This window comes from Natronorubrum bangense (assembly GCF_004799645.1).
Classification (GTDB): Archaea; Halobacteriota; Halobacteria; order Halobacteriales; family Natrialbaceae; genus Natronorubrum; species Natronorubrum bangense.
This window is the reverse complement of record NZ_CP031305.1, coordinates 2,968,803-2,991,243: the sequence shown is the minus strand read 5'-3', so window position 1 is coordinate 2,991,243 and position 22,441 is coordinate 2,968,803. Positions and strand designations below refer to the sequence as shown.

Below are 22,441 nucleotides of genomic sequence, written 5' to 3'. Positions count from 1 at the left end.
TACCCATGCTGCCGAATATAGTAACCCCGGTTCCCAGAGGCTGGGAAGCTTGCCAACACGACACAGTCGACCAGGTTCGTCACACGGCTGGTCGTCGAACACGTCCCGGTCACCGTAACTGAGACGGGTTGTATCCTGAGAAACAGAGACGGCTGCGAGCCGTCGACGGGCACGCCCCAACGACCTGCAGCAGGCGCTGTTAGTTGGTGGCCGAAAGCCACTCGAGCAGTAGTTCGGACAGCTGTTCCGGTCGTTCGTGTTGGACCCAGTGACTCGTCTCCGGCAGGAGTTCGAGACGGCTGGTTGCACAGCACTGGTCGCTGTCGACCGCCAGTTCGGTCGTCAGTGCAGCGTCGTCTTCCCCCCAGACGATCATCGTGGGTGCCTCGACTCGTTCCCGTGACAGTGTCGGTGGATAGCGAGCCGCCGCGCGATACCAGTTGAGCATTCCCGTGAGTGCGCCCGCTTTGTGCCACGCCTCGCGATACCGCGCCAGTTCGTCGTCCAGAAACGTCTCTGGCGCGGCAGTCTCGCTGAGTGCTCGCTCGAGCAGCCGAAAGTCCCGCATCCGGCAGAGACGTTCGGGGAGCCATGGAAGCTGGAAACAGAACACGTACCAGCTTCGGCGCAGTTGGGCGGGGCTCGAGAGCAGATGACGCCGATACACGTCCGGATGTGGTGCGTTGATGATTCCAAGCCGGTCAACCACGGACGGCTGCCGGCGGGCGAGGTCCCAGGCGACCATGCCTCCCCAGTCGTGGCCGACAACGTGTGCCTGTTCATAGCCCGCACTCGCGATGAGCGCGGTGATATCTCGCGAGCAGTTTCGGATTCGGTACGATCGCACCCCCGTTGGTTTGTCGCTTAGATTGTACCCGCGCTGGTCGGGGACGAGCACACGGTAGCCGGCCTCGACGAGTGGATCGATCTGATGTCGCCAACTGTACCAGAACTCGGGAAAGCCATGGAGCAAGACGACCAGCGGCGCATCTTCGGCACCGGCTTCAACAGTATGGAGCCGAACTCCGTTGACTCGTCTCACGGTCGATGCTGGGCCGCTCGTCGGCAAAAGCCTCGCATCCGTCTCGAGGCGCTCGGCCGAGCGCGATTCCATACACTGTGTGGCGACGAGGAGCGTGATACCGTTTTGGCTCGACGTCAGGTCCAGACACGGAGACAGTCGTTCGAGCAGAAATGCAGATCGACCTGCGCTCCGGGCTCGTTCGAGACGTGGGCCGTCAGCGTGTACGCAACCTCCGCTGAGTCGCAGTTGTCACAACGCATACGAGACGGTTCACGAACAGTGATATTCAGTATGCTGTGAGTATCATCGTCCGGAGAATGGTAATCACGTCATACCACGGGTCAAGAACGTATTGCCAACGCGTGTCGGCGCTAACTCAGTCCTGGTCAGGCCGGAGCGTTGTCTTCGGCCTCGAGTAACTCGTGATACCGGTTTCGGATAGTGACTTCGGAGATACTGGCGACGTCGCTGACGTCGTTTTGGGTGACCTTCTCGTTGGTCAACAGCGCGGCAGCATAGACGGCGGCAGCAGCGAGGCCAACCGGTGACTTGCCGCTGTGGATGCCGCTTTCCTTTGCTGTCGACAAGAGACTTCGAGCGCGTCGTTCGGTCTCATCCGAGAGATCGAGATCGCTGGCAAAGCGTGGCACGTAGTTTTCGGGATCGGCCGGCTGGACTTCGAGGCCGAGTTCTCGAATAACATAGCGGTAGGTGCGGGCGATCTCGTCTTTTTCGACACGGCTGACGGCCGTGATTTCGTCGAGGCTGCGTGGTGTGCCGGCCTGACGGGCGGCGGCGTACAGCGAGGACGTCGCGACACCTTCAATCGAACGGCCCGGAAGCAAATCTTCCTCGAGGGCGCGTCGATAGATGACGGAGGCAGTCTCGCGGACGCTTTTTGGGAGGCCCAGCGCACTAGCCATGCGGTCGATCTCGCCGAGGGCCTGCTTGAGATTTCGCTCTTTGGAGTCTCGAGTCCGGAACCGTTCGTTCCATGTCCGCAGGCGCTGCATCTTCTGGCGCTGGCGATTCGAGAGGGACTTCCCGTAGGCGTCTTTGTTCTGCCAGCCGATGTTCGTCGACAGCCCCTGATCGTGCATCATGTTCGTCGTGGGGGCACCGACGCGGGACTTTTCGTCTTTCTCGCTGGCGTTGAACGCACGCCACTCAGGACCATGGTCGATCTCGCCTTCTTCGACGACGAGACCACAGTCGTCACAGACGGTTTCGGCGTGTTCGGTATCGGAGACGAGGCGGCCGCCACACTCCGGACATTGCTCTCGTTCGGCCGTTCGCTCACGCGACTCCTCCGACTCGCGCCGACTTCGCTCGCTGCTCCGCGTTCGAATCGTGGTATCAGTCATTGTGTATAGTCACAACGATCGCTGGAAAACGCTCTATCGTGAACAGGATTGTAGGATTGTCGTCACTTAAATTCTTCGATAGTATCGCGAGAGGAACACGGGCAACAACCTACTTCCGCCGGTCGAACATTTCGCTATCGAAACCCTTACTCCCTACTGGCAAGTGCGAGCAAGCATGAGCGACGACGCTGTCAGTCCCGAGGAGGTCCGCCACGTCGCGGAGCTGGCTCGTGTCGGCCTCGCTGACGACGAGGTTGACCAGTTCACGCGACAGTTCGCGGATATCCTTGAGTATTTCGAGACACTAGACGAGGTGCCCGAGGTCGACCGTGAGGCCGACCTGACGAACGTGATGCGACCCGACGAGGTCCGCGACTCGATCGAGCGCGAGACGGCCCTCGAGAACGCCTCTGAAACCGAAGACGGCTACTTCAAAGGACCGAACGTATCCTAATCATGGCTGACGATATTTTTATTACCGAGGAGACGATCGATGGCGCAGACGACGGTCCGCTCGCGGGAACGACCGTCGCCGTCAAGGACAATATTTCGACCGAAGGCGTCCGGACGACCTGTGGCTCGCGGATGCTCGAGGAGTACGTCCCGCCGTACGACGCGACGGTCATCTCCCGGCTCAAAGAGGCCGGCGCGACGATCGTCGGGAAAGCGAACATGGACGAGTTCGGGATGGGGACGACCACCGAGACCTCGTACTTCGGCTCGACGGACAACCCGGCCGCACCAGGGCACGTCCCTGGCGGCTCGTCGGGTGGCTCGGCCGCTGCCGTCGCCGCAGGTGAAGCTGACGTCGCACTCGGCTCCGATACGGGTGGTTCGATTCGCTGTCCCGCCGCATTCTGTGGCGTCGTCGGCATCAAGCCCACCTACGGGCTGGTCTCGCGCTACGGACTCGTCGCCTACGGCAACAGCTTAGAACAGATCGGCCCCTTCGGCGAGACCGTCGAAGACGCCGCCCAACTGCTCGACGTCATCGCCGGCAGCGACGAGCGCGATGCGACGACCCGCGAGGCGCCACGCGCCTCGGATAGTCGAGCGGGCGATGCCCGCGAGGCGCCGACCGATGGCGACTCGAGTTACGCTGACGCCGCCACCGGTGACGTCGACGGACTCAAGATTGGCATCCCCACGGAACTGGTCGAGGGTGCCGACGAAGGCGTCGTCGAGACGTTCTGGGACGCCGTCGCCGACCTCGAGGCACAGGGCGCTGAGACGCAAGACGTCTCGCTGCCCGCTGTCGAACACGCTGTCGAAGCCTACTACGTGATCGCGATGTCGGAGGCCTCCTCGAACCTCGCGCGGTTCGACGGCGTTCGCTACGGCCACGACGCCGACGCTGATGGCAACTGGAACGAGGCGTTCGCTCAGACGCGCGAAGACGGGTTCGGCGACGAGGTCAAACGCCGCATCTTACTCGGCACCTACGCGCTCTCGGCTGGCTACCACGACAAATACTACAAGAAGGCTCAGGACGCTCGCGCGTGGGTCAAACAGGATTTCGACGAGGCGCTTGCCGAAGTCGACGTGCTCGCGTCGCCGACGATGCCGGTTCCGCCGTTCGAACTCGGTGAGAGTCTCGACGATCCGCTCCAGATGTACCTCGCCGACGCGAACACTGTCCCCGTCAACCTCGCCGATCTGCCGGCGATCTCGGTGCCTGCCGGCGAAACCGACGGCCTTCCCGTCGGTCTCCAACTCGTCGGGCCGGCGTTCGGCGAAGCACGCCTGATCCGGGCTGCAAGCGCCCTCGAGTAAGGTACGCGAACCACAACCGAGCCACTGCGCTGTTCCGATTCTCGAGGCACTCGCCGAGAAAATCGTCGAAACGCGTCGGGACGTCGGTTCGACTACTGTTCGTACGCGAGGTTCATGATCCACTGCGAGAAGGCGTCGCTGTTGGGATCGACTTCTTCCTCACCGATAAACGGCGAGAGCATATCACCGGCCATCAGCAGTCTGAAATCGAGGTCACGAGCGGTCGGTGTGATGTAGTAGGTGTTGTGGCCGTCGTACACCGTCTCCTCTCGGTCGACCAGTTCCTTCTCGACGAGTGACTCAACGATTCGACTCCCCTTTCGCGAGGAGACATCCAGTTCCTTCCAGAAATCGCTCTGATGAATGCCGCCAGTCTGGCGGACGAGTCCGAGTCCGGCCCGTTCGTCCTCGGAGAGTTCGGCTTCAGCCGCAGAAACGCTCACGGTGACCACCTCTCCGTACTCGTCGCTACAGGCAGGAGTGCGTCCATGTACGTATGAGATAGAGCGAGGCGCTTAAATGTGCCCTTCGACGTCGCACTCTGCCTCGACTTCGGATGGTGCGTTCGACTCGAGCGAGACCGGTTCGTACGCCGTCTCACAGGGAGGGCCCGGCGCGAACGAATACTGTGTCGTCTCGGGGCCGAGGGCGATCAGCGACGACGACCTCGTGCCGAATCCATCGCGATGGAGGCAGACGCCGTACTCGTGGTCGCCGAGGACATCGCCGGCGCGCTCGAGCCACTGCGAAACTGACTCGTCGCCGTCGACTGTCAGCGCCGCTCGGACCGCGTTCGCGTTGTCGGCCTGTTCGCGAGCGATGACGAGGCGGTCCGACGGGAGGTGGACGGTGTCGTTGACCGCGGCGTTGACGATGACCTGAACGCCGGGTTCGAACTCGATACGGGAGAGGTCGCCGTCCCACTGGTAGCAGTAGGCAGCCGACTCGTCGGCGACGACCAGATTGAAGCCGTCGTACTCGTCCGTCTCGGTTGCCGCCTCGATCGTTTCGGCCGCCGTCGCCGCGGAGTCGGCAGCGAGCACGTCGGCGACGAGCAGCCCGCGAGAGCGTTCGGCCACGAGTTCGGCGTCGGTCCACTTGTTCGTGATACCGGCGAAGACGCCGTGTTCGTTGTAGCCGATCCACGTGCCGCCGGCTTCGGTGTCTTTTGGCGCAACGGCCAGCGGCTCCTCACGGTAGATGCCGGGTGAAATCGACTCGCGCTCGAGGGCTTCGTCACGGTTGGCGGCGACCGCCACCGGCGCGTCATCGAAGACCTGCCAGGCGAGGGTCAGTGTACACACAGCCGATGAAAAGGGCGCGGTCGACTTATACTGTCGGCTCAGACGTCGGTTTCCGTTTCACGAAGCCGGTCTCGAGCCGCCTCGCGATCGACGGTTCCCGACGCGGTTCGGGGCAAGGCGTCGGCGATGCCGATCGTCTTCGGCCGCTTGAACCCGGCGAGTCGTGTTTCGCAGTGCGAGCGAACTGACTCGAGGTCGATCCGATCGCGGCTGTCCTCGGGGACGAGGAGCGCACCGACGCGTTCGCCCCATTCGGGATCGTCGAGTCCGACGACGGCGGCGTCTTCGACGGCCGGGTGGGCGCGGATCGTCTCGAGGACCTCGCCGGGGTCGACGTTCTCGCCGCCGGTGACGATCCGGTCGCTCCGTCGGTTGAGCACCCAGAGTCGACCATTTTCGTCCGCGTAGCCGACGTCTCCCGTGTGGAGGCCGTACTCGCCGACGGCGCCGTTCGTCCGTGCGGCCTCGAGATAGCCCGGCGTCACCGTCGGTCCGGAAACGACGAGTTCGCCCAACTCCCCCGCCGAAACCGGCTCGCCATCGTCGTCGACGACCGTTACGTCGGTGAACACCAGCGGCTGGCCGACCGTTCCCTCGTGGCTCGCCGTCTCCGCAGGCGTCGCCGTCGCGATCTGGGAGGCCGTCTCGGTCATCCCGTACGTCGGATACACCGGCACGTCGGTCGCCCGGCAGCGCTCGAGCAACTCGCTCGAGGCCGGCGCACCGCCGAGCAAGACGAATCGCAGGTCGGCGGTGGGCTCCCAGCCCGCATCGAGCAGTCGTTTGCACATCGTCGGCACCAGCGAGACACCCGTGATCTCGTATTCGTCGAGGACGCGAGCGGTTTCGTGGCGGTCGAACGAGCGCTGGATGACGACCGTCGTCCCATACAGCGTCGACCGCAGGACGGGGGCCAGCCCGCCCATATGATACATCGGGAGACAGCACAGCCAGCGGTCGCTCGGATCGACGCCCAGTCGGAACGCCGATGCGGTCGCGCTCGCGACGAGGTTGCCGACGGTCAGCCGGACGGCTTTCGGCTCGCCGGCGGTCCCCGAGGTGAACATGATCACCAGCGGGTCGTCGCGCTCGAGCGAGACAGGGTCGACCGACGGAGCAGTGTCCGATCCAGCGGCTGGACACAGCCGTCGCGTCCGCTCCCGTGCCGGCTCGTCGACGGTCAGGACGGTAGGAGCAGTGGCCGTCGACTCGACCGCCGCAGTGACCTCGAGCGCCGCCGACTCGGTCGCCTCCTCACAGACGACGGCTACGGGAGCCGTGCGTTCGACTTTGGCGGCCAGTTCGCTGGCGGTTTCGCGGACGTTCAGCGGGACGACCGTCATCCCCGTCCGCATCGCGGCGAAAAAGACGCTGACGAATGCGGGTCTGGTGTCCATCAGGACGGCGATCCGTGGCTGCCCGTGATCGATCTCGAGGGTCTCGAGTGCGTGAGCGACCTGATCGACCCGCTGGTCGAGTTCCGCAAACGTCCACGTCGCCCCCGTCTCATCATCGATCAGCGCCGTCCGCTGTGGTGTCGCGGCGGTCCGATGGGAGAGGAGATCTCGAGTCGGCCAGTCGACCGGGTCACCCATCACTCAGTCCACACCCCGTTGACGCCGAGTCCTTTCGCCTGTGGAACGACCGCTGCCCCCTTCTCGAGCAACACGGGATCACGACCGAGATCGGTGGCGAGCAGCGACGCCGTGGCCAGCCCACAGGCCGGTACGTTCGGGATCGATGCGGCGAGATGGACCGCGCCCGTTCTGGCGACGACCCCATCGATCGTGGTCGTCACGATCGGGGTGATCTCGAGTTCCTGTACCCACGCTGCGATCTGGCGGGCGACGTCGATCCCGCCGAGCGCCATGGGCTTGAGCACGACGGCGTCGGCCGCGCCAGCCTCACAGATGGCGTCGACGCCGTGTTCGAGCAGTCCTTCGTCGAGGGCGATCGCAACCCCGTCTCCCTGCACACGCTCTCGGAGCGCGGCGTGGCCCTCGAGTGCGCCCGCTGGAAGTGGCTGCTCGAGGATCGAGACGCCGAGATCGGCAAGCCCCTCGAGCGCCGTTTTCGCCTCAGTGTAGGTCCAGGCTTCGTTCGCATCGACCCGCAGTTCAATGTCGGGACCGACAGCCTCGCGAGTCCGGCGGAGCCGTTCGACATCGGCCTCGACGCTTCTGTTTCCGACTTTTATTTTACAGCAGTCAAAGCCCCGGTCGATGGCCTCACTTGCCGCTCGAGCGGTTTCGGTGGGTGCGCCATCACCGATCGTCGCATTGACCGGCACCCGGCCGATCATCGGGCCTCTCCCAATATGTCGATACAGCGGTGTCGCCTCCCGACTCGCTCGCAGATCACCGAGGGCGAGCGTAACCGCGTGTCTGGCCGCTACCTGTCCGTCGACGGCATCGAGTGCGGCGGCCGGCCCGTCTTCGATCGCGACACGTGCGCGTTCGAGGGCTGTCTCACAGTCACCGACCGATTCCGTCCAACCCGGCAACGGTGTGGCTTCGCCGTAGCCGACTGCCAGGTCGTCTTCGCTGGCAGTCGACTCGACGATTCGGACGAGAAAGCCATCACGCGATTCGATCGTCCCAGCGGCCGTCTCGAGTGGAGTCGCCAGCTCGAGCGAAAACGACTGATACTCGAGTGTGCAGTCGAGTTCGCGGTCGACGTCAGCTCTGTCGTTCATGCTATCATCCCCACGGCGAACAGCACCGAATAGATCGCGAGCAGTTTCCCGGTGCCCTCGAGCGCGGGGTTGAGCGCCTCGCCGTCGGTGCGGGTCAGGACCGTTCGGGTGACGACCGCGGCGTAGGGCAGCGACACCAGTGGGAGCAACACACTGGGACCGAACCCTGCAGCGAGCCAGAACCACAGCGGTGTGATGTAGGCGAGTGCGAGGAGGGCGACGTACTCCACGCGACTCCATCGGTAGCCGAGTCGAACCGCGAGCGTTCGCTTCCCAGCCTCGACATCGGTTTCCCGGTCGCGGATGTTGTTGACGACGATAATGGCCGTCGAGATACCCGCTATCGGAAGGCTGGCGACGAACGCCTCGAGCGTGACCGTCCCCTCGGGAATCGTCGTGGTAAGCGGTTCGACTGCCGTTACGGCTTGGACGTAGAACGTCCCCATCACGGCGACGATGCCGAAGAAGACGAAGACGAACAGATCACCGAGGCCATGGTAGCCAAGCGGATAGGGGCCGCCGGTGTAAGCCCACCCACAGAAGACGCTCACCAGCCCGATAACAAGGATCGGGAGCCCGCCGATGTAGACGAGGTACGTCCCCGAGAAAATCGCCAGCGTGAACGTCACGATCGTCGCCAGTTTCACCTGTTCGGGCGGGATGATCCCCGCCTGCGTGACTCGGGTGAATCCCTCTCGATCCTCGGTGTCAGCGCCCTTGATCGCGTCGTAGTAGTCGTTCGCGAAGTTGGTCCCGATCTGAATCAGCGTCGCACCGATGAAGGCCATCGCCGCCGGCAACGGAGCGAAGACGTCAGCGTAGATCGCAAGCGCCGTCCCGACGATCACTGGGGCTGCAGCCGCAGGCAGCGTCTGGGGCCGTGCAGCCAGCAGCCACGCCTTCGTCCGTGAGATGTCGACCTCGGCCGTACTCATTGCATCGACTCTCCGACACGCGGACCTGTCAACGTTGGCATTGCGGTCGATAGAAGCGGGCGTCGTCAGCCCCACCGACGAACGGCGATCAACAGCACCGCCCCCACTGCGATCAGTGCTGACGGAGCCACGAAGCCGGCCACCGGATCGTCGCCACCACTGGTTTCAGTGATGGAGATCGTCGCCTCTCGGTCGACGACTGCCTGCGGATAGTCGCTGATGAGCACCGCCGAGGCGTCCGTAATCTCGAGCGTCTCGTTCGTTGATGGGGCGTCCTCGGCGACCTCGAGCGTGATCGTCGCTGCCGTCTCGGTCGCTCTCGCGCCGTCGCCCGAAGGCGTTCGCTCCTGGTCGATCGTAACCGTTCCAGCCTCGTCGTCGATCTCGACTGCGCCGTCGACCTCGGCGTCGGAATCACCTGCGGCCAGCATCGGTCCGTGCTCGACGTCGGCCACGCTGAAGACACCGGGATCGTACGCGACTGTCGCCGACAGCGTGTCGATGCCGTCGCCAGCGTAATCGCCATGGGTGCTCGCGATCAGCTCGAGCGTGACGGTTTCGCCGGCGTCAGCCTCGGTCTCGCTCGGCTCGAAGTAGAAGATCGTCGCGTTGTCGCCGGCACCGACGGTCATGGGGACGACTGCACCGACGGTAAGCGCACAGACACACAGCGCGACAACGGCGACCGAAAAGCGGGCTGGCACCGATCCTGTCATGATTCCGGGACGGTGAACTCGAGCGGCGGCATCTCGAGAAACGCCGTCTCGTACCCCTGGTGGCGGGCGACCTGTGGCGGCGACTCGAACGTGATCGTGACCGAGTCGCCCGGCTCGAGAGCCGCAAGCGACGCGCCGTAGTGGAGGTTGTGCTCGCTGTCGAGAGTCTGCTCCAGCCGTGTTCCATCCGCGTCACCGATCGGTTCGCCGTCTCGTTCGACCGTCACGTGCATAGCCATATCCGCGAGCGGCACACGGTTGTACGGCGTCCGTGGCGAGACGAGCAGATACTGCTCGTCGCCGTCGGCGAGCCGGGAGCCGGACTCGAGCACCGTCGCGAAAATCGCGGCATCGCCGCTTCGAGGCAAGTCGGTATCGACCTCGTCGGCGGGCTCGAGTTGAGTGCCGGGGTACGCGTCGGCTGGCGGCAGCGCGGAGTACGGAACGTGACCGTGGTCGTGGTGGCCGTCGCCGTGGTCGTGGTCATCGTGGTGGCCGTCGTCGTCATGCTCGTGATGACTGTCGTCGTGGTCGTCGTGCCCGTGGTCCATCGGCTCGAGCGCGCCGCGTTCGCCCCACTCCGATTCGTCGAAGTACTCGACGCCGCCGACGACCTGCTCGCGGAACGCCTGGTCGTACTCGAACTCAAAGCGCACCGTCTCGCTGTCGGTAAATCGGCCCTCGAGGTCGCCAGTCGTGTGCGTCGGGATCGGTGGGAGTTCGACCTCGACGGTGTAGGTACCGTCGTCCCCGAGTGGGACGTTGTCGCCGAAATGAAACCCCATCTCCTGGGAGATCATGGGCCACGGCGAGTGTGGCGAGCCGATCCGTTCGCCGTCCTGAGAGACGGTGATCGTGGCGCTGGTGTCGACCGGGAGGACGATTCCAGTCTCGTCGTCCCAGAGCGTGAACATCATATGCACGCCCCGTCCCTGCTCGGGATCGACGCGTTCGACGTCGTCCTCGCCGTCGCCGCCCGTGATGAGCCAGAACGGATGGGGGTACGACAGCATCGGCGCGAGCGCGTACTCGCCGGCCGTGGTCGGCTCGAGCATCCGCATCGACTCGCGGTGGGTCGGGCGGTAGACCGCTGCTGGCGGATCTTCGACCTCCGGAAATCGCGGCACGGCGTCGTCACCGTTCGCTGGGTCATCTGTATCCTCGCCTTCGTCAGTATCGTCGCCGTCGGTTTCCAGACAGCCCGCCAGCGCGAGGATGCCGGTTGCTGCGCCTGTCCGCTGAACGAACGTCCGTCGGTCGAGATCGTGGTCGTGGTCGTGCATGTGTCGTGGTGTGGTCGGTAGTCCTACTGTGGGTTGGCTCGCGGCAACGCCCGAAGCGAGCGCGGTGGGAGCAGGTAGTTCCCGCGCCGGTTGACGAAGAGGTAGCTGAGAATGCCGTTGTTGGCGTGCATTACATCGAGATCGGCACCCGTCATCGCCTCGCGCACGCGGATGAAGTCGTCAATCCCGTGCTGGAGTGCAAGGAAGTGAAATCCCGGACTGTCTCCATCGACGGTGTTGAAATCCCGGCGCAGCAGTGGTGGCTCGCCGTCAACTCTGGCTCGAGCGGCCTTCTGGGCGTGACCAACGACGCCGCGACGAGCATCTGCTTCGGTGGCGTCGATCCGCTCGTCGGTCAGCCCGTTCGTCGTCGTCAGCTTCTCGCCGACATCGCCAACGAGGTCTTCGTCGGCGTGTTCCGGGCTGAACAGCTTCCGAACGCGCATGGGATGACTGTCCTGCTCGAACCAGGTCCGAAGCTGGAGATCCATCGACTCGATGTGTTGTGTCGTCCCACCCGCGAACGGACCCTCCTCGATCGTGACCCGGTCTTCTGTCGCCTGGTTGCGCTCGAATCCCGAGCGAAAGCCCATAAAAAACGGCGCGTCTTCGGGCACCGAGTCGGGGACGTCCGAGACGTCGGTGTGCTCAGCGGGCAAGCCAGCGCCGACGAATCCGGTCCGGCGCTGGTCCTCGAGGCGTTCGAACACGCCGGTCAGATCGGTTTCGACTGCGACGCCGTTGAGTTCGTCGTGATTCCCGAACAGTCCTTCCTCGGCCTCGAGAACGACCTGTGAGTGGTCGCTCGCGAGGTGGACGACGGCGTCGAACTCGTCGACCGCTGGGTCCTCAGACGAGGTCAGCGCCGTCGGCTCCGGAAGGTCGACCGACTCGGGGAGCGCGTCGTCGAACCGCTCGAAGTACGCCGGCGTGTAGCCGATGGTGAACAGCAGCCCGTCGTTGCTCCACTCGTAGGCGCGCTCAAGCGTCTCCAGCGCGTCCTCGAGTTGGGTACGGCTTCCGTCGGTCGGCTCGTCGACCAGCGACAGCGCCAGCAGGACGTGATGTTCCGGCGGCTTGACGTTGCCGTCGTCGTCCCGCAAGAGAGTGTCATTCCAGGCGTATTGTCGCGCTGGAAGCGTCGAAGGGTCGTCCGTTCCGGCGGGGATGTCGACCGCGTTGCTCTCGGAGAGACAGGCCGAAAGCGCAGTCGCACCGCCGACAGCAACCAGCGTCCGGAGGTATTCCCGACGGGACAGCTCGGACCGATCGGGGAGTGTCACTACTGGCGGTTCCGGGCTGGAAGGCCCAAAGCGTTGTCCTTTCCGTCGAATCTACCGAAGCCAGTGACGGCGTTATGATTGGGAACTAACCCGTTAATCGGGGTGTTTTCGTTCCAGCAACGGCACTGGCGGTCGGACCCGAGACGACAGTTGGTCGTAGATACCAGCAATATCGTCCGGAGTTGTGACAGTCTCGAATAAGGATTCTCGTAGACGCTCATAGATTTGCGTCACGGAACCGGCACATCTGGCTATAGTAACACCTGAACCGATGTCCACACGCATCGCAAGCGGACGTACGATGGGGTGTGCAGTGACGTTCAGTGGCTACTATAGAGACAACCGACAGGCTACGAGAATCCCTCTGAATCGTGTTGCAGCCGCGCAGGCGGGCTCCGTTCCAGCGATTGACAGCCACAAACCCTCCTGCGAGTGGGTCGTCATGACTGGGCGGATGTCCGGCTCATACTGTCGGGCATCGGTCACGAATTCGCGACAACCTTCGAATAGTTCTGTCCGGCCGTCTCAGTAGTGCCACGGGTAGTCGTCGAACTCGGGATCACGGCCCTCGACGAACGCATTCCGCCCCTCTTTGGCCTCATCGGTCATGTACCCCAGTCGGGTTGCCTCGCCAGCGAAGACCTGCTGGCCAACCATCCCGTCATCGGTCATGTTGAACGCGTATTTAAGCATCCGCATCGCTGTCGGGCTCTTGGCGTTGATCCGTTTACCCCACTCGAGAGCCGTCTCCTCTAACTCCTCGTGAGGAACGACTTCGTTGACCATCCCCATCTCGGCGGCCTCCTCGGCATCGTAGGTCTTCCCGAGGAAAAACACTTCTCGAGCCTTTTTCTGACCGATCTGTTTGGCGAGGTACGCCGAGCCGAAGCCGGCGTCGTAGCTCGCCACGTCGGGGTCGGTCTGGAGGAACTTCGCGTGCTCCTCGCTCGCCAGCGTGAGATCACAGACGACGTGCAGCGAGTGGCCACCGCCGACGGCCCACCCAGGCACGACGCAGACGACGACTTTCGGAATGTGACGAATCAGGCGCTGGACCTCGAGGATATGCAGTCGGCCCTGCTCGGAGGCACGCTCCTCATCACCCTCGTACTGATAGCCGTCCTCGCCCCGGATCGTCTGGTCGCCGCCGGAACAGAACGCCCAGCCGCCGTCTTTCGATGAGGGACCGTTGCCGGTCAGCAGGATACAGCCCACGTCGGTCTGGCGCTTGGCGTGATCGAGGGCGTCGTAGAGTTCGTCGACCGTCCCGGGCCGGAAGGCGTTGCGAACGTCGGGGCGGTCGAACGCGATCCGGACCGTTCCGGAGTCGACTGCACGGTGATAGGTGATGTCCCTGAACTCGTCGTTCAGGTCGGCAACCGGTTCCCACTGTTCCGAATCGAAGCATTCCGAAACCATTGGTCGCAGTTGGTCCGCAGCGGATGAAATAGGTTCGTGTCGGCGACACCTCACCGCGCGATCGGCAACCGAACGGCGAACACGCTACCCGTGACCGTCTCGTCGCCGGCCTGTGTCCGCTCATCTGTGGCCCATCGCTCCGTTCTATCCGTGACCCAGACGTCCCCTCCGTACCGATCGACGAGCGTTTGGACCAGATACAGCCCCAGCCCGGTCCCTTGACTCTCGAGGCCCTTCTCACCCTCCTCGAAGATCGTCTCCTTGCGTTCGTCGGGGATACCCGGCCCGTTGTCTGCGATCTGGATCTCGACGTCGTCGCCTTCTATACTCGCAGACACCGTTACCACTGGAATCTCCGTGTCGTTGTGTTCGATCGCGTTCGTCAATAGATTCCGAAACACCGACTCGAGCATATCGTCAGCGACGACCTCGAGTCGGGGAATCGTGCCCTCGGTCGTCACGACCGCGTTCTCGTAGGTCGACCGGATCTCGTCGAGTTCGTGCTCGAGCGTGTACCGGAGCCGGACCTGTGTCGGTTCGGCATCGGCCTGTAACATCACCTCGGAGACGTCGCGGGCCGTTTCGGTGATTGCAACGGCATCACGTGCGCTGGCCACCACCTGTTTAACGTACTCACGGCCCGCCTCGTCGACCACCTCCTCGAGCATCTCCGCGTAGGCCAACACCAACTGGAGATCGTTGCGGATGTCGTGACGGACGACCTGGTTGAGCACCTCGAGGTTGTCTCGCTGCGTTTCGAGCTGGCGTTCGTACTCCTTGAGTTCGGTCACGTCACGGGCATACCCCAGCACAGCCGCGTCGCCGGTCCCGGCGACCTCATAGGGGAGCTTGGTCGTCTGGAGGATCCGTGTCTCGCCGTCGGCAGTGGTCAGCTCTTCTTCGGGAACGTACATCGGCTCGCCGGAGTCGATGACCGCGATGTCGTCTTGGTGGAACTGGCGGGCCTGTTCGATGTCGGGAAGCAGTTCGACATCTGTCTTCCCCTCGACGGCCGAGCGAGGGCAATCGTAGTAGGTCGCAGTCGTCTCGTTTGCGAGGATGTACTCACCCTTGCGATTCTTGACGAACAGCATGTCCGGCACGAGGTCGATGATCTGCTGGAGTTCGTCACGCGCCTGCTCGAGCGCTTCTTCGTACTGCTTGCGGTCGGTGATATCCTGAATCGTCCCGCGGATACGCACGGTCTCGCCATCTTCACGCTGTGGATCGCCCCGGACGTGGACCCATCGAGCATCGCTCTCGTCGCCAAGCCGGAGCTCGAGGTCGTACGGCTCACCGGTGTCGACGGCCCGCTCGAAGGCCTCTCGAATGACTGGCTGATCATCCGGATGGAACTGTTCGATACCCTCGCCTGGCTCCGGCTCGTACCCCGCTGGCAGCCCGAAGATCCGACAGACCTGTTCGGTCCACCACCCTCGTTCAGCCTGTAAATCAGTCTCCCAGGCACCGATCGCTGCGATCTCCTGTGCCCGCTCGAACAGATCGCTCTGGCGTCTGCGCTCGCGCTCGCGCTCCTTGCGCGCCGTGATGTCACGGGAGAGTGCCAGAATCCGGTCGGTCTCGTGGAGCGTGATTTTGCTGATCCAGACCTCGACTGGGTACGTCGAGCCGTCTTTTCTACGGTGTCTTCCCTGGATTGTCGCCGTCTTCCCGACGTCCATGGTCGTCCACAGTTCACGGAGTTCCTCGAGATCATCCCCGATCTCGATGTCGTCGATAGAGAGCGAGAGCAGTTCCGTCCGGCTGTATCCGAGATCCGTGGTCGCCCGATCGTTGACGTCGACGATGGACCCGTCCGTGTCGTGGACGAATATCGCATCCGGAGAGCGGTCGAACAGGACGCGCAACCGTTCCCGGCTGCGTTCGAGCTTCCGTTGACGCTCCCGTCGCTCGGTGATATCGCGAACGACGCTGACGACACGTCCGTCCTCGAGTTGGGCAAGCGAGAGCTCCTGTGGGAACGTCGTCCCGTCCGCACGGATACCGGTGGCTTCGCCGCGCCACTTGCCGTCCTCGACGAGCGCCGGAAAAACGTCCGCCTCGAATCGCTCGATCTCCTCGTCCGGGAAGCGTGTCCGCCAGCTGGTGTCGGTAAACGCCTCACGGTCGTCGTAGCCGTAGATGTCGACGTGAGCCTGGTTGACATAGACGTAGGATTCGTCCTCGTCGAAGATCGCGATCCCATCCATCGATGCCTCCATCGCGGCTGCCTGACTGAGCACGCCCTGAGCGCGCTTCTGGTCGGTAATATCGACAAAGAGCGCGTGTGTCCCGATCGTCTCGCCGGTAGCGTCTCGTCGTGGCGTCGACTGAAACTGCGTCGACAGTCGGTTCCCATCACGGGTGATGAGAACTCGCGTTTCGGTCACGGACTCGCCTTCTCGCGCCCGCTCGTGGCCGCCGTTTACGATCGTCGCTGCCGACGGATCGGCGTGCACGGTGGCCAGTGGCCGGCCACAGAGCTCCTCGCGTGCATAGCCGAGTTTCCGTGCGAACCGGCGATTACAGTCGTCGATCACTGGCCCACCGTGTTCGGTCTCGGTGCGCGTCAGGGCCACCATCACCGGCGCTTCCTCGAACAACTCCTGATACTGCGCCTCATACCGGTTTTGTAACTGGACGCGGTGGTGGGCATGGGCAATCGTCTCTCCTAACTCCGCCAGCATCGCTTGCTCGTCCGGCTCGAACACACCCGTCTGGTCCGCATAGACGTTCAACACTCCGTAACATCTGTTTTCGTGGACGAGTGGCACGGCGGCACTGGCCCGATAGCCACGTTCGAGGGCGTCCTCGCGCCACGGTTCGTACGCCGGATCCGCTTCGAGATCCTGCACAACCTGCAAGGAGCGAGTTTGAACCGCCAGCCCCGTTGGTCCCTGCCCAGTGGCTGTGTCGTCTGCCCTGATATCGATCCCGGTGAGATACTCCGGCTCGAGCCCTGCAGAGGCACGCGGAACGATCCGTTCATCGGTCTCCCGATATTCGCCGATCCAGGCGAACACGTACGGCTCGGCGTCAACGAACGTCTCGCAGACGGCAGCGTCGATCTCCTCGTGAGACGTTGCACGGACGAGTTTGGATTGGACACTCCGAACGAGCGCTGCGACACGCTCGTAGTTCGGTGCTTGTCGCGTGGCCGATCGCTGCTCGACCGCGTCGATGAGCGTCCGGGCCAGCTGGTCGCTTTCGTCCGTCTCGTCGTCGAACGACAGATACTCCGTGACGTCGGCTGCAATTGCGGCGCTCGCCACTTCCTCCGAACCGTGTCCGGTGTAGAGCAAAAATGGACACGTTGGCTCGATCTCACGCACGCTCGTCAGCAGGTCGATCCCGTCCGTTCCGTGCAGCCGGTAGGCTGCTGCGACCCAGTCGATCCCCCCGTCTTGGAGCAACTCGAGCGCGTCAGCGGGGTCTGTCGTCGAGCGGACCGCTATCCGGTCGTCCATGGACTCGAGACGTGTGGCCGTTCGTTCTAGCCGTCCGACGTCGTCGTCAACATGGAGAACCCGAATTGCAGCAGCCATTGTGGAATATACGGGTCGTTGATAATTGAATCCAGTGTTTCAGTCAGCATGTCACGAACAGCAATCGCTGTTTGATATCGCGACTATTCATTTATGTGTTCGCCAATCACCGCTGATTGACAGTCGTTCGCATGCAGTATCAAGCGCTCGGCCGCAACGAACAGCTCAGTCCAGCAAGCAGGTTCCCGTCGATCGCTGCGGCGACCACACTGATGGTTGGACGGACGATAGCGTCCTCGAGAGAGCTTCTGGGGCACTCCGGTCCAGGCCGGATCGCTACGCACGCTCGTCACGAACCGACGCACAAACTCGCTTTCTGAGCGTGTCCCGTCGCCGATGGTTCGTCTCCGAATCGAAGGCGACAGCGAGCACCTGCGTGCCCGCACGCTCGAGCGAGCGACGATACGCCGGCGCGAAGTCGACAGGGTCGACGCGCTCGAACTCGAGGCCATACAGATCGCCAAGCGCCTCGAACTCGAGGCCGTGGGGTGTTTTGAACTGCTCAGTAAACGGCGGCTCGAAGTCTTCGATCGGGAGTTTATGGAAAATACCGCCACCGTCGTTGTCGAGCAAGACAATCGTGGCGTCGACATTACAGCGATCGACTGCGAGCAGCCCGTTCGAGTCGTGATAGAAGGCCAGGTCGCCGGTGACGAGCACTAGCGGCTCGTCAGTCGCACTGCCGGCGCCCAGTGCCGTACTCGTGATGCCGTCGATGCCGCTTGCGCCACGGTTCCCGAGCACCGTGAGATCGGCCGGCCGTGGCCGACCGAACCGATCCGCATCCCGGATCGGCATACTGTTCGAGACGAAGACGGTCGCTGGATCGGGCGCGTCCTCGAACACAGTGGCGAGTACTGCGCCCTCGAACGGGTCGGCCTCGAGCGTCTCCGGCGCGAGGGCATCGTCATGAACGCGCCAGTGGCGCTGTTCGGCGGTGTCAAATCCGGCCAGCCACTCGTTTTCGTCGTCGGCTGTGCCATCGTTCGAGCTGTCGACCGCCTCGAGCAACGCTTCGAACGCGGGTCCGGGAGCAGCCGCGAGCAGTTCCGTCGCGGTGAACGTCGCCTCGCGCCACGCGCCAGCGGAATCGAGCAGGAACTGGCGGGCGTCGCTGTCACGTAATGCGTGGCGCAGCGGCTTCGAGGTCGGCGAGGCACCGAATCGGACGACGACGTCCGGTTCCTGGAGGGTATCGATGTAGCCGTCGTAGCCGCCGTAGACGCGGCGGTGGTCGGCGTCGGCCTCGACGTGAGGGCCGAATCGAAGATTCGACAGCGGGTCCGCGAGGATCGGGGCCCCGATCCGGTCGGCAACAGCCACGACATGGTCGGGCTCGAGTCCGACGAGCGCTGCTGGGTCAGCCGGCCCCGCCACGATCAGCGGGCGCTTGGCATCCTCGAGCGCCCGGACGAGCGGACGCATTTGGTTGGCCTCGGGCGTCATCGATCCAGTCTCGGTCTCAATGAACGGCCCGTCTCGTCCCGCGCCAGCAAGCGTCTCCGCAAACGCCTCGGGGACGTCTCCCGGGACCTCGAGTGGCTCGAGTGGCTTTCTAAAGGGGCAGTTCAGGTGAACGGGCCCCGGATCCGGCCCACCTGTTTCGGCGAGCGCTCGCCCGGCAGTCGTCCGAAGACTTCGAACCTTGCGCTCGTCGGCTTCGGGGTCGGGGAGTTCCGCATACCAGCGGACCGCGTCGCCGTAGAGTTTGACCTGATCGACCGTCTGGTTCGCGCCGCTATCACGGAGTTCGGCGGGTCGGTCGGCTGTCAACACGAGCAGCGGCACGCGGGCCTGGTCGGCTTCCATCACGGCGGGATGAAAGTTTGCCGCCGCCGTCCCCGAGGTACAGACCAGCGCCGTCGGCTCACCCGTCCGTCGAGCGCGACCAAGCGCGAAAAAGGCCGCCGAGCGCTCGTCGAGATGCGAGTAGACATCGATCTCGGGGTGGGCAGCGAAGGCGACCGTCAGCGGCGTCGAGCGACTGCCGGGGGCGATACAGACGGCCTCGAGACCGCTTGTTACGAGTTCGTCGACGAGAACACGGCCCCACAGCGTCGCACGATTTGGTGCACTCATCGGATCACCGCAGTTCGTCGAGGATCGGGCGGAATTTGAGCTGTACCTCGTCCCACTCGTCGTCCGGGTCGCTGTCGGCGACGATGCCGCTGCCGGCAAAGAGCGTCACCGTGTCGTCGCTCGCGACCCCGGATCGGAGGCCAACTGCGAACTCGCCGTCACCGTCGGCGTCGAACCAGCCAACGGGGGCCGCATACCAGCCGCGATCGAACGTCTCCGTGTCGCGGATGGTTTCCCAGGCTGCCACCGGTGGGACGCCACCGACAGCGGGTGTCGGATGCAACGCTTCGACGATCTCGAGGACGTGACTCTCGCCCTCGAGCGTCGCTGCGATTGGGGTCTGCAAGTGCTGAATCGTCGCGAGCCGCCTGATCGTCCGCTCGTCGACGGTGAGTTCGGATGCGAGTGGCTCGAGTTGGTTTCGAATCGCCTCGACGACGAGTCCGTGTTCGCGCTGGACTTTTTCGCTGTCGAGCATGTCCGCTGCGTGTGCGTCGTCCTCCTCTGGCGTCTCACCTCGTGGCACCGAGCCGGCAAGCGCCTCTGTCTCGACTCGATTGTCGCGTTTCGAGACGAGGCGTTCGGGTGGCGCACCGAAGAACGTCCCGCCGGTATCGTTGGCGATCAGGAACCGATAGCAGTTCGGATACTGCCGGCGCAGTCGCTCGAGCGTGCCGGGGACGTGAACGGAGTTCTCGAGCGTGACCGAAAGCGACTGGGCGAGGACGACCTTCGTGATCGTTCCCTGCTCGATCTGCTCGAGGGCGGCCTCGACCTGATCGGTCCAGTCTGCAGGAGAGGTCGTTCGCTGTGTCGAGGTGACGCCGGGCCCGGTTCCGCTTGGTTGCATCGCTGGGAGCGCTGCCAGCCGGTCATGCCAGCGCTCGAGGCGTTCGATTGCCGCCTCGGGGTGTGTCCCAACAGCCGTCAACCAGGTTCCGTCCTCGCTTCGGATGACGAGGATCTGTGGAACGACGAACGAAGCGGCGTCGAACCCGGTCCAGGGCGGGCCTGGCTCGTGTTCGTCGTGGAACGAAAAGCCGCCGAACGCTCGTGGCCGAGCGACGTGGGGGCCATCGTGATCCAGCGCGTCGAACGCCCGACTAGCCTGTTCTCGAATCCGGTCGAAACGGTCAGGTCCGCGTGCAGACATTCGGACGGCGACGCCTCGGCCGACGACCTCGAGGCCGCCAGGCGTAGCCCACAGGATTCGTGACTCCTGTTCGGCGTCAACGATCGCCCCAAACGAAACGTCCTCGAGTTCGCGACTGCGACTAACGAGGTCGGTCGGTTCGTCGACTGGCAGCGACTCAGTATCAGCCGTCAGTCGACGTCCACCCGACGATTGATCCATCAACCGCATCTCAGGACCGCCGCGTCTTCAGCCTAACTATTCCGGGAACGAATCGTGCACTAACTGTACCGTTCTTCCTGCCAAGGGTCGGCCGTCTGTGAGTAGCCACGGCGCTCCCAGTAGCCGCGCTCGGGCGCTGTGAGGAACTCGACACCGTCGACCCACTTTGCCCCTTTGTAGGCGTATCGGTGGGGTGTGACGACCCGCAGCGGCCCGCCGTGGTCTGCCGGAAGCGAGTCACCATCGTGACCCCACGCGAACAACACCCCTTCTCGAAGACAGGCCTCGAGCGGAAGATCGGTCGTGTAGCCGTCGAGCGCCGAAAACATGACGTGGACGGCCTGTCCAGACGGCGTCGGGTTGCCCGACGAGCGTCGCTCGTCGATGTCGTCGATGACGCCGGCTCGCCTGGCGAGTTCGGAGAACGGAACGCCCGTAAACGTACAGTCGAACTTGCTCCAGCCGGTGACACAGTGAAAATCTTGTCGGTGAGTCTCGCTTGGGAGCTGTTGAAACTCGTCCCACGAAAACGTGAGTTCGTCTTCGACGGCGCCGGTGACAGTAAACGTCCACGTCTCGGGGTCCCAATCAGGTGTGGGGCCCTTTGACAGAACCGGAAACGCCGACGTTTCGCGCTGGCCCGGTGGCAGCCGTTCATCGCCGAACTCCTCGTAGAGATCCGTGACATCCGTGACGTCCTTGCTCATATGCGTCCGTTCGTGTCGACGATTGTAGCTGTGACGCCTCCACTCGTGGACTTTAGCCAAGATGGGTGCGCATACTCGCCTCGAGTGAGACGAACAGCGGATACAAGTTCGTATTTCGGGGACGGAACGGTGATCGAAACGGATCGAAAGCGTCCGGCGGACGACACCATTCGAGCCCTTTCCTGCGAAACCCTCGCCATGCCTTAGTACGGTCTCGGCGATTTGGCTCGTGTATGGCGAGCAAACAGCAGATGACCGAACGAGAAGTCTCTGGACAGGCAGCAGAAGAAGTCGGCGAGCAAGCTATGGGCCCGGCAGCCCTCGCGTCAGCCGCATCGGTTGGACTGTCGTTGTACTACTTTTTCATCCGCGGGGACCGCCAACTCGGCGCGTTCGTCGGCCTCTGGCCGCCGACCATCCTCGCGTTCGCGAGTTATTTCAACCAGCGGAAGATGCGCCAGCAACTCGACTCGATCACCCAGCCGGGAACGACGCTGCGAAACGCACTCGACTCGATGATGGGGAACAAGTAAGACGGCCACGACGACCGTATCGATTGCCGTCCTGAACCCACCCTCACAACCGATTTCGACTGGGCTGTTACCGCTGGTTTCCGCGAGCGACGGGCAGTGATAGCCACACGACGCGGGCCCACACTGTTTCACGGTCGAATGAGTTGCACACGCAGTGTGGAGTCCCCGTCAAACCTAAATACCCCCTCGCCGAAAGCCGAATCAGATGCCGAAAGTAGAGATCACCATACCGGAGCACCTCGAGATGCAGATCGCCCAGATGGTCGAACGCGGCGAGTTCGTCAACCGAGAAGAGGCAATCGAGGATCTCCTGTCAACGGGCATTAAGGCCTACAAGACCAGCGGACCGATGGACGAAGAAGAGGGCGCAGGAACTGGCCTCGAGGACGATGGCATGATGGGCCACGACGACGAGTACGTCTTCTAA

Annotated in this window: 19 protein-coding genes; 4 read left to right on the top strand and 15 right to left on the bottom strand. The window is 63.5% G+C overall.

Annotation, left to right across the window (positions count from 1 at the left end):
- Positions 1 to 199 precede the first annotated feature (199 nt).
- On the bottom strand, positions 200 to 1,114 hold the full coding sequence (locus DV706_RS14920) for an alpha/beta fold hydrolase (RefSeq protein WP_006067592.1): 915 nt from the start codon (positions 1,112 to 1,114) through the stop codon (positions 200 to 202).
- Between the two features lie 296 nt (positions 1,115 to 1,410).
- Positions 1,411 to 2,388 (bottom strand): transcription initiation factor IIB, encoded by a 978-nt coding sequence (locus DV706_RS14915; protein ID WP_006067590.1) that lies wholly within the window; start codon positions 2,386 to 2,388, stop codon positions 1,411 to 1,413.
- A gap of 175 nt (positions 2,389 to 2,563) precedes the next feature.
- Between DV706_RS14915 and gatC the strand changes: the two genes are divergently transcribed.
- Entirely contained in the window at positions 2,564 to 2,842 is a 279-nt protein-coding gene (gene gatC, locus DV706_RS14910; protein WP_006067589.1) for an Asp-tRNA(Asn)/Glu-tRNA(Gln) amidotransferase subunit GatC, read from the top strand.
- Between the two features lie 2 nt (positions 2,843 to 2,844).
- Positions 2,845 to 4,161, top strand: a complete 1,317-nt coding sequence (gatA, locus tag DV706_RS14905; protein ID WP_006067588.1) for an Asp-tRNA(Asn)/Glu-tRNA(Gln) amidotransferase subunit GatA — start codon at positions 2,845 to 2,847, stop codon at positions 4,159 to 4,161.
- A 92-nt stretch (positions 4,162 to 4,253) separates the two neighbouring features.
- Here gatA and DV706_RS14900 read toward each other — a convergent pair whose 3' ends face one another.
- The 13 genes from DV706_RS14900 to DV706_RS14840 form a co-directional block, all read right to left on the bottom strand.
- Positions 4,254 to 4,604, bottom strand: a complete 351-nt coding sequence (locus DV706_RS14900; protein WP_006067587.1) for a helix-turn-helix transcriptional regulator — start codon at positions 4,602 to 4,604, stop codon at positions 4,254 to 4,256.
- Positions 4,605 to 4,676: 72 nt separating this feature from the next.
- Complete coding sequence (locus DV706_RS14895; RefSeq protein WP_006067586.1) at positions 4,677 to 5,465, bottom strand: NRDE family protein; 789 nt, start codon at positions 5,463 to 5,465, stop codon at positions 4,677 to 4,679.
- A gap of 38 nt (positions 5,466 to 5,503) precedes the next feature.
- Complete coding sequence (gene menE, locus DV706_RS14890; RefSeq protein ID WP_006067585.1) at positions 5,504 to 7,060, bottom strand: o-succinylbenzoate--CoA ligase; 1,557 nt, start codon at positions 7,058 to 7,060, stop codon at positions 5,504 to 5,506.
- Positions 7,060 to 8,160 carry a mandelate racemase/muconate lactonizing enzyme family protein gene (locus DV706_RS14885; RefSeq protein ID WP_006067584.1) on the bottom strand — a complete coding sequence of 367 codons (1,101 nt, stop codon included), beginning with the start codon at positions 8,158 to 8,160 and terminating at the stop codon, positions 7,060 to 7,062. Before DV706_RS14885 ends, menE begins: the two co-directional genes overlap by 1 nt.
- Entirely contained in the window at positions 8,157 to 9,095 is a 939-nt protein-coding gene (locus DV706_RS14880; RefSeq protein ID WP_006067583.1) for a 1,4-dihydroxy-2-naphthoate polyprenyltransferase, read from the bottom strand. The genes DV706_RS14885 and DV706_RS14880 overlap by 4 nt, the downstream gene beginning before the upstream one ends.
- Positions 9,096 to 9,160: 65 nt before the next feature.
- Positions 9,161 to 9,811: a cohesin domain-containing protein gene (locus tag DV706_RS14875; RefSeq protein WP_006067582.1), complete on the bottom strand. Its 651-nt coding sequence runs from the start codon at positions 9,809 to 9,811 to the stop codon at positions 9,161 to 9,163.
- The gene (locus DV706_RS14870) at positions 9,808 to 11,094 is read right to left on the bottom strand and encodes a DUF7350 domain-containing protein (RefSeq protein WP_006067581.1); all 1,287 of its coding nucleotides are present in this window, start codon (positions 11,092 to 11,094) and stop codon (positions 9,808 to 9,810) included. Before DV706_RS14870 ends, DV706_RS14875 begins: the two co-directional genes overlap by 4 nt.
- Before the next feature lie 23 nt (positions 11,095 to 11,117).
- Entirely contained in the window at positions 11,118 to 12,377 is a 1,260-nt protein-coding gene (locus DV706_RS14865) for a DUF7405 family protein (RefSeq protein WP_006067580.1), read from the bottom strand.
- Between the two features lie 525 nt (positions 12,378 to 12,902).
- Positions 12,903 to 13,796: a 1,4-dihydroxy-2-naphthoyl-CoA synthase gene (locus tag DV706_RS14860; RefSeq protein ID WP_006067579.1), complete on the bottom strand. Its 894-nt coding sequence runs from the start codon at positions 13,794 to 13,796 to the stop codon at positions 12,903 to 12,905.
- Between the two features lie 50 nt (positions 13,797 to 13,846).
- Positions 13,847 to 17,341, bottom strand: a complete 3,495-nt coding sequence (locus DV706_RS14855; protein ID WP_006067578.1) for a PAS domain S-box protein — start codon at positions 17,339 to 17,341, stop codon at positions 13,847 to 13,849.
- Positions 17,342 to 17,617: 276 nt separating this feature from the next.
- Complete coding sequence (gene menD, locus DV706_RS14850; protein ID WP_006067577.1) at positions 17,618 to 19,420, bottom strand: 2-succinyl-5-enolpyruvyl-6-hydroxy-3-cyclohexene-1-carboxylic-acid synthase; 1,803 nt, start codon at positions 19,418 to 19,420, stop codon at positions 17,618 to 17,620.
- Between the two features lie 4 nt (positions 19,421 to 19,424).
- Complete coding sequence (locus tag DV706_RS14845) at positions 19,425 to 20,774, bottom strand: isochorismate synthase (RefSeq protein WP_006067576.1); 1,350 nt, start codon at positions 20,772 to 20,774, stop codon at positions 19,425 to 19,427.
- A 59-nt stretch (positions 20,775 to 20,833) separates the two neighbouring features.
- The gene (locus DV706_RS14840; protein ID WP_006067575.1) at positions 20,834 to 21,481 is read right to left on the bottom strand and encodes a sulfite oxidase-like oxidoreductase; all 648 of its coding nucleotides are present in this window, start codon (positions 21,479 to 21,481) and stop codon (positions 20,834 to 20,836) included.
- A gap of 233 nt (positions 21,482 to 21,714) precedes the next feature.
- On the opposite strand from DV706_RS14840, the gene DV706_RS14835 reads away from it, so the two are divergent.
- Positions 21,715 to 22,014 carry a hypothetical protein gene (locus tag DV706_RS14835; protein WP_049889971.1) on the top strand — a complete coding sequence of 100 codons (300 nt, stop codon included), beginning with the start codon at positions 21,715 to 21,717 and terminating at the stop codon, positions 22,012 to 22,014.
- A gap of 205 nt (positions 22,015 to 22,219) precedes the next feature.
- The gene (locus tag DV706_RS14830; protein ID WP_006067573.1) at positions 22,220 to 22,441 is read left to right on the top strand and encodes a ribbon-helix-helix domain-containing protein; all 222 of its coding nucleotides are present in this window, start codon (positions 22,220 to 22,222) and stop codon (positions 22,439 to 22,441) included.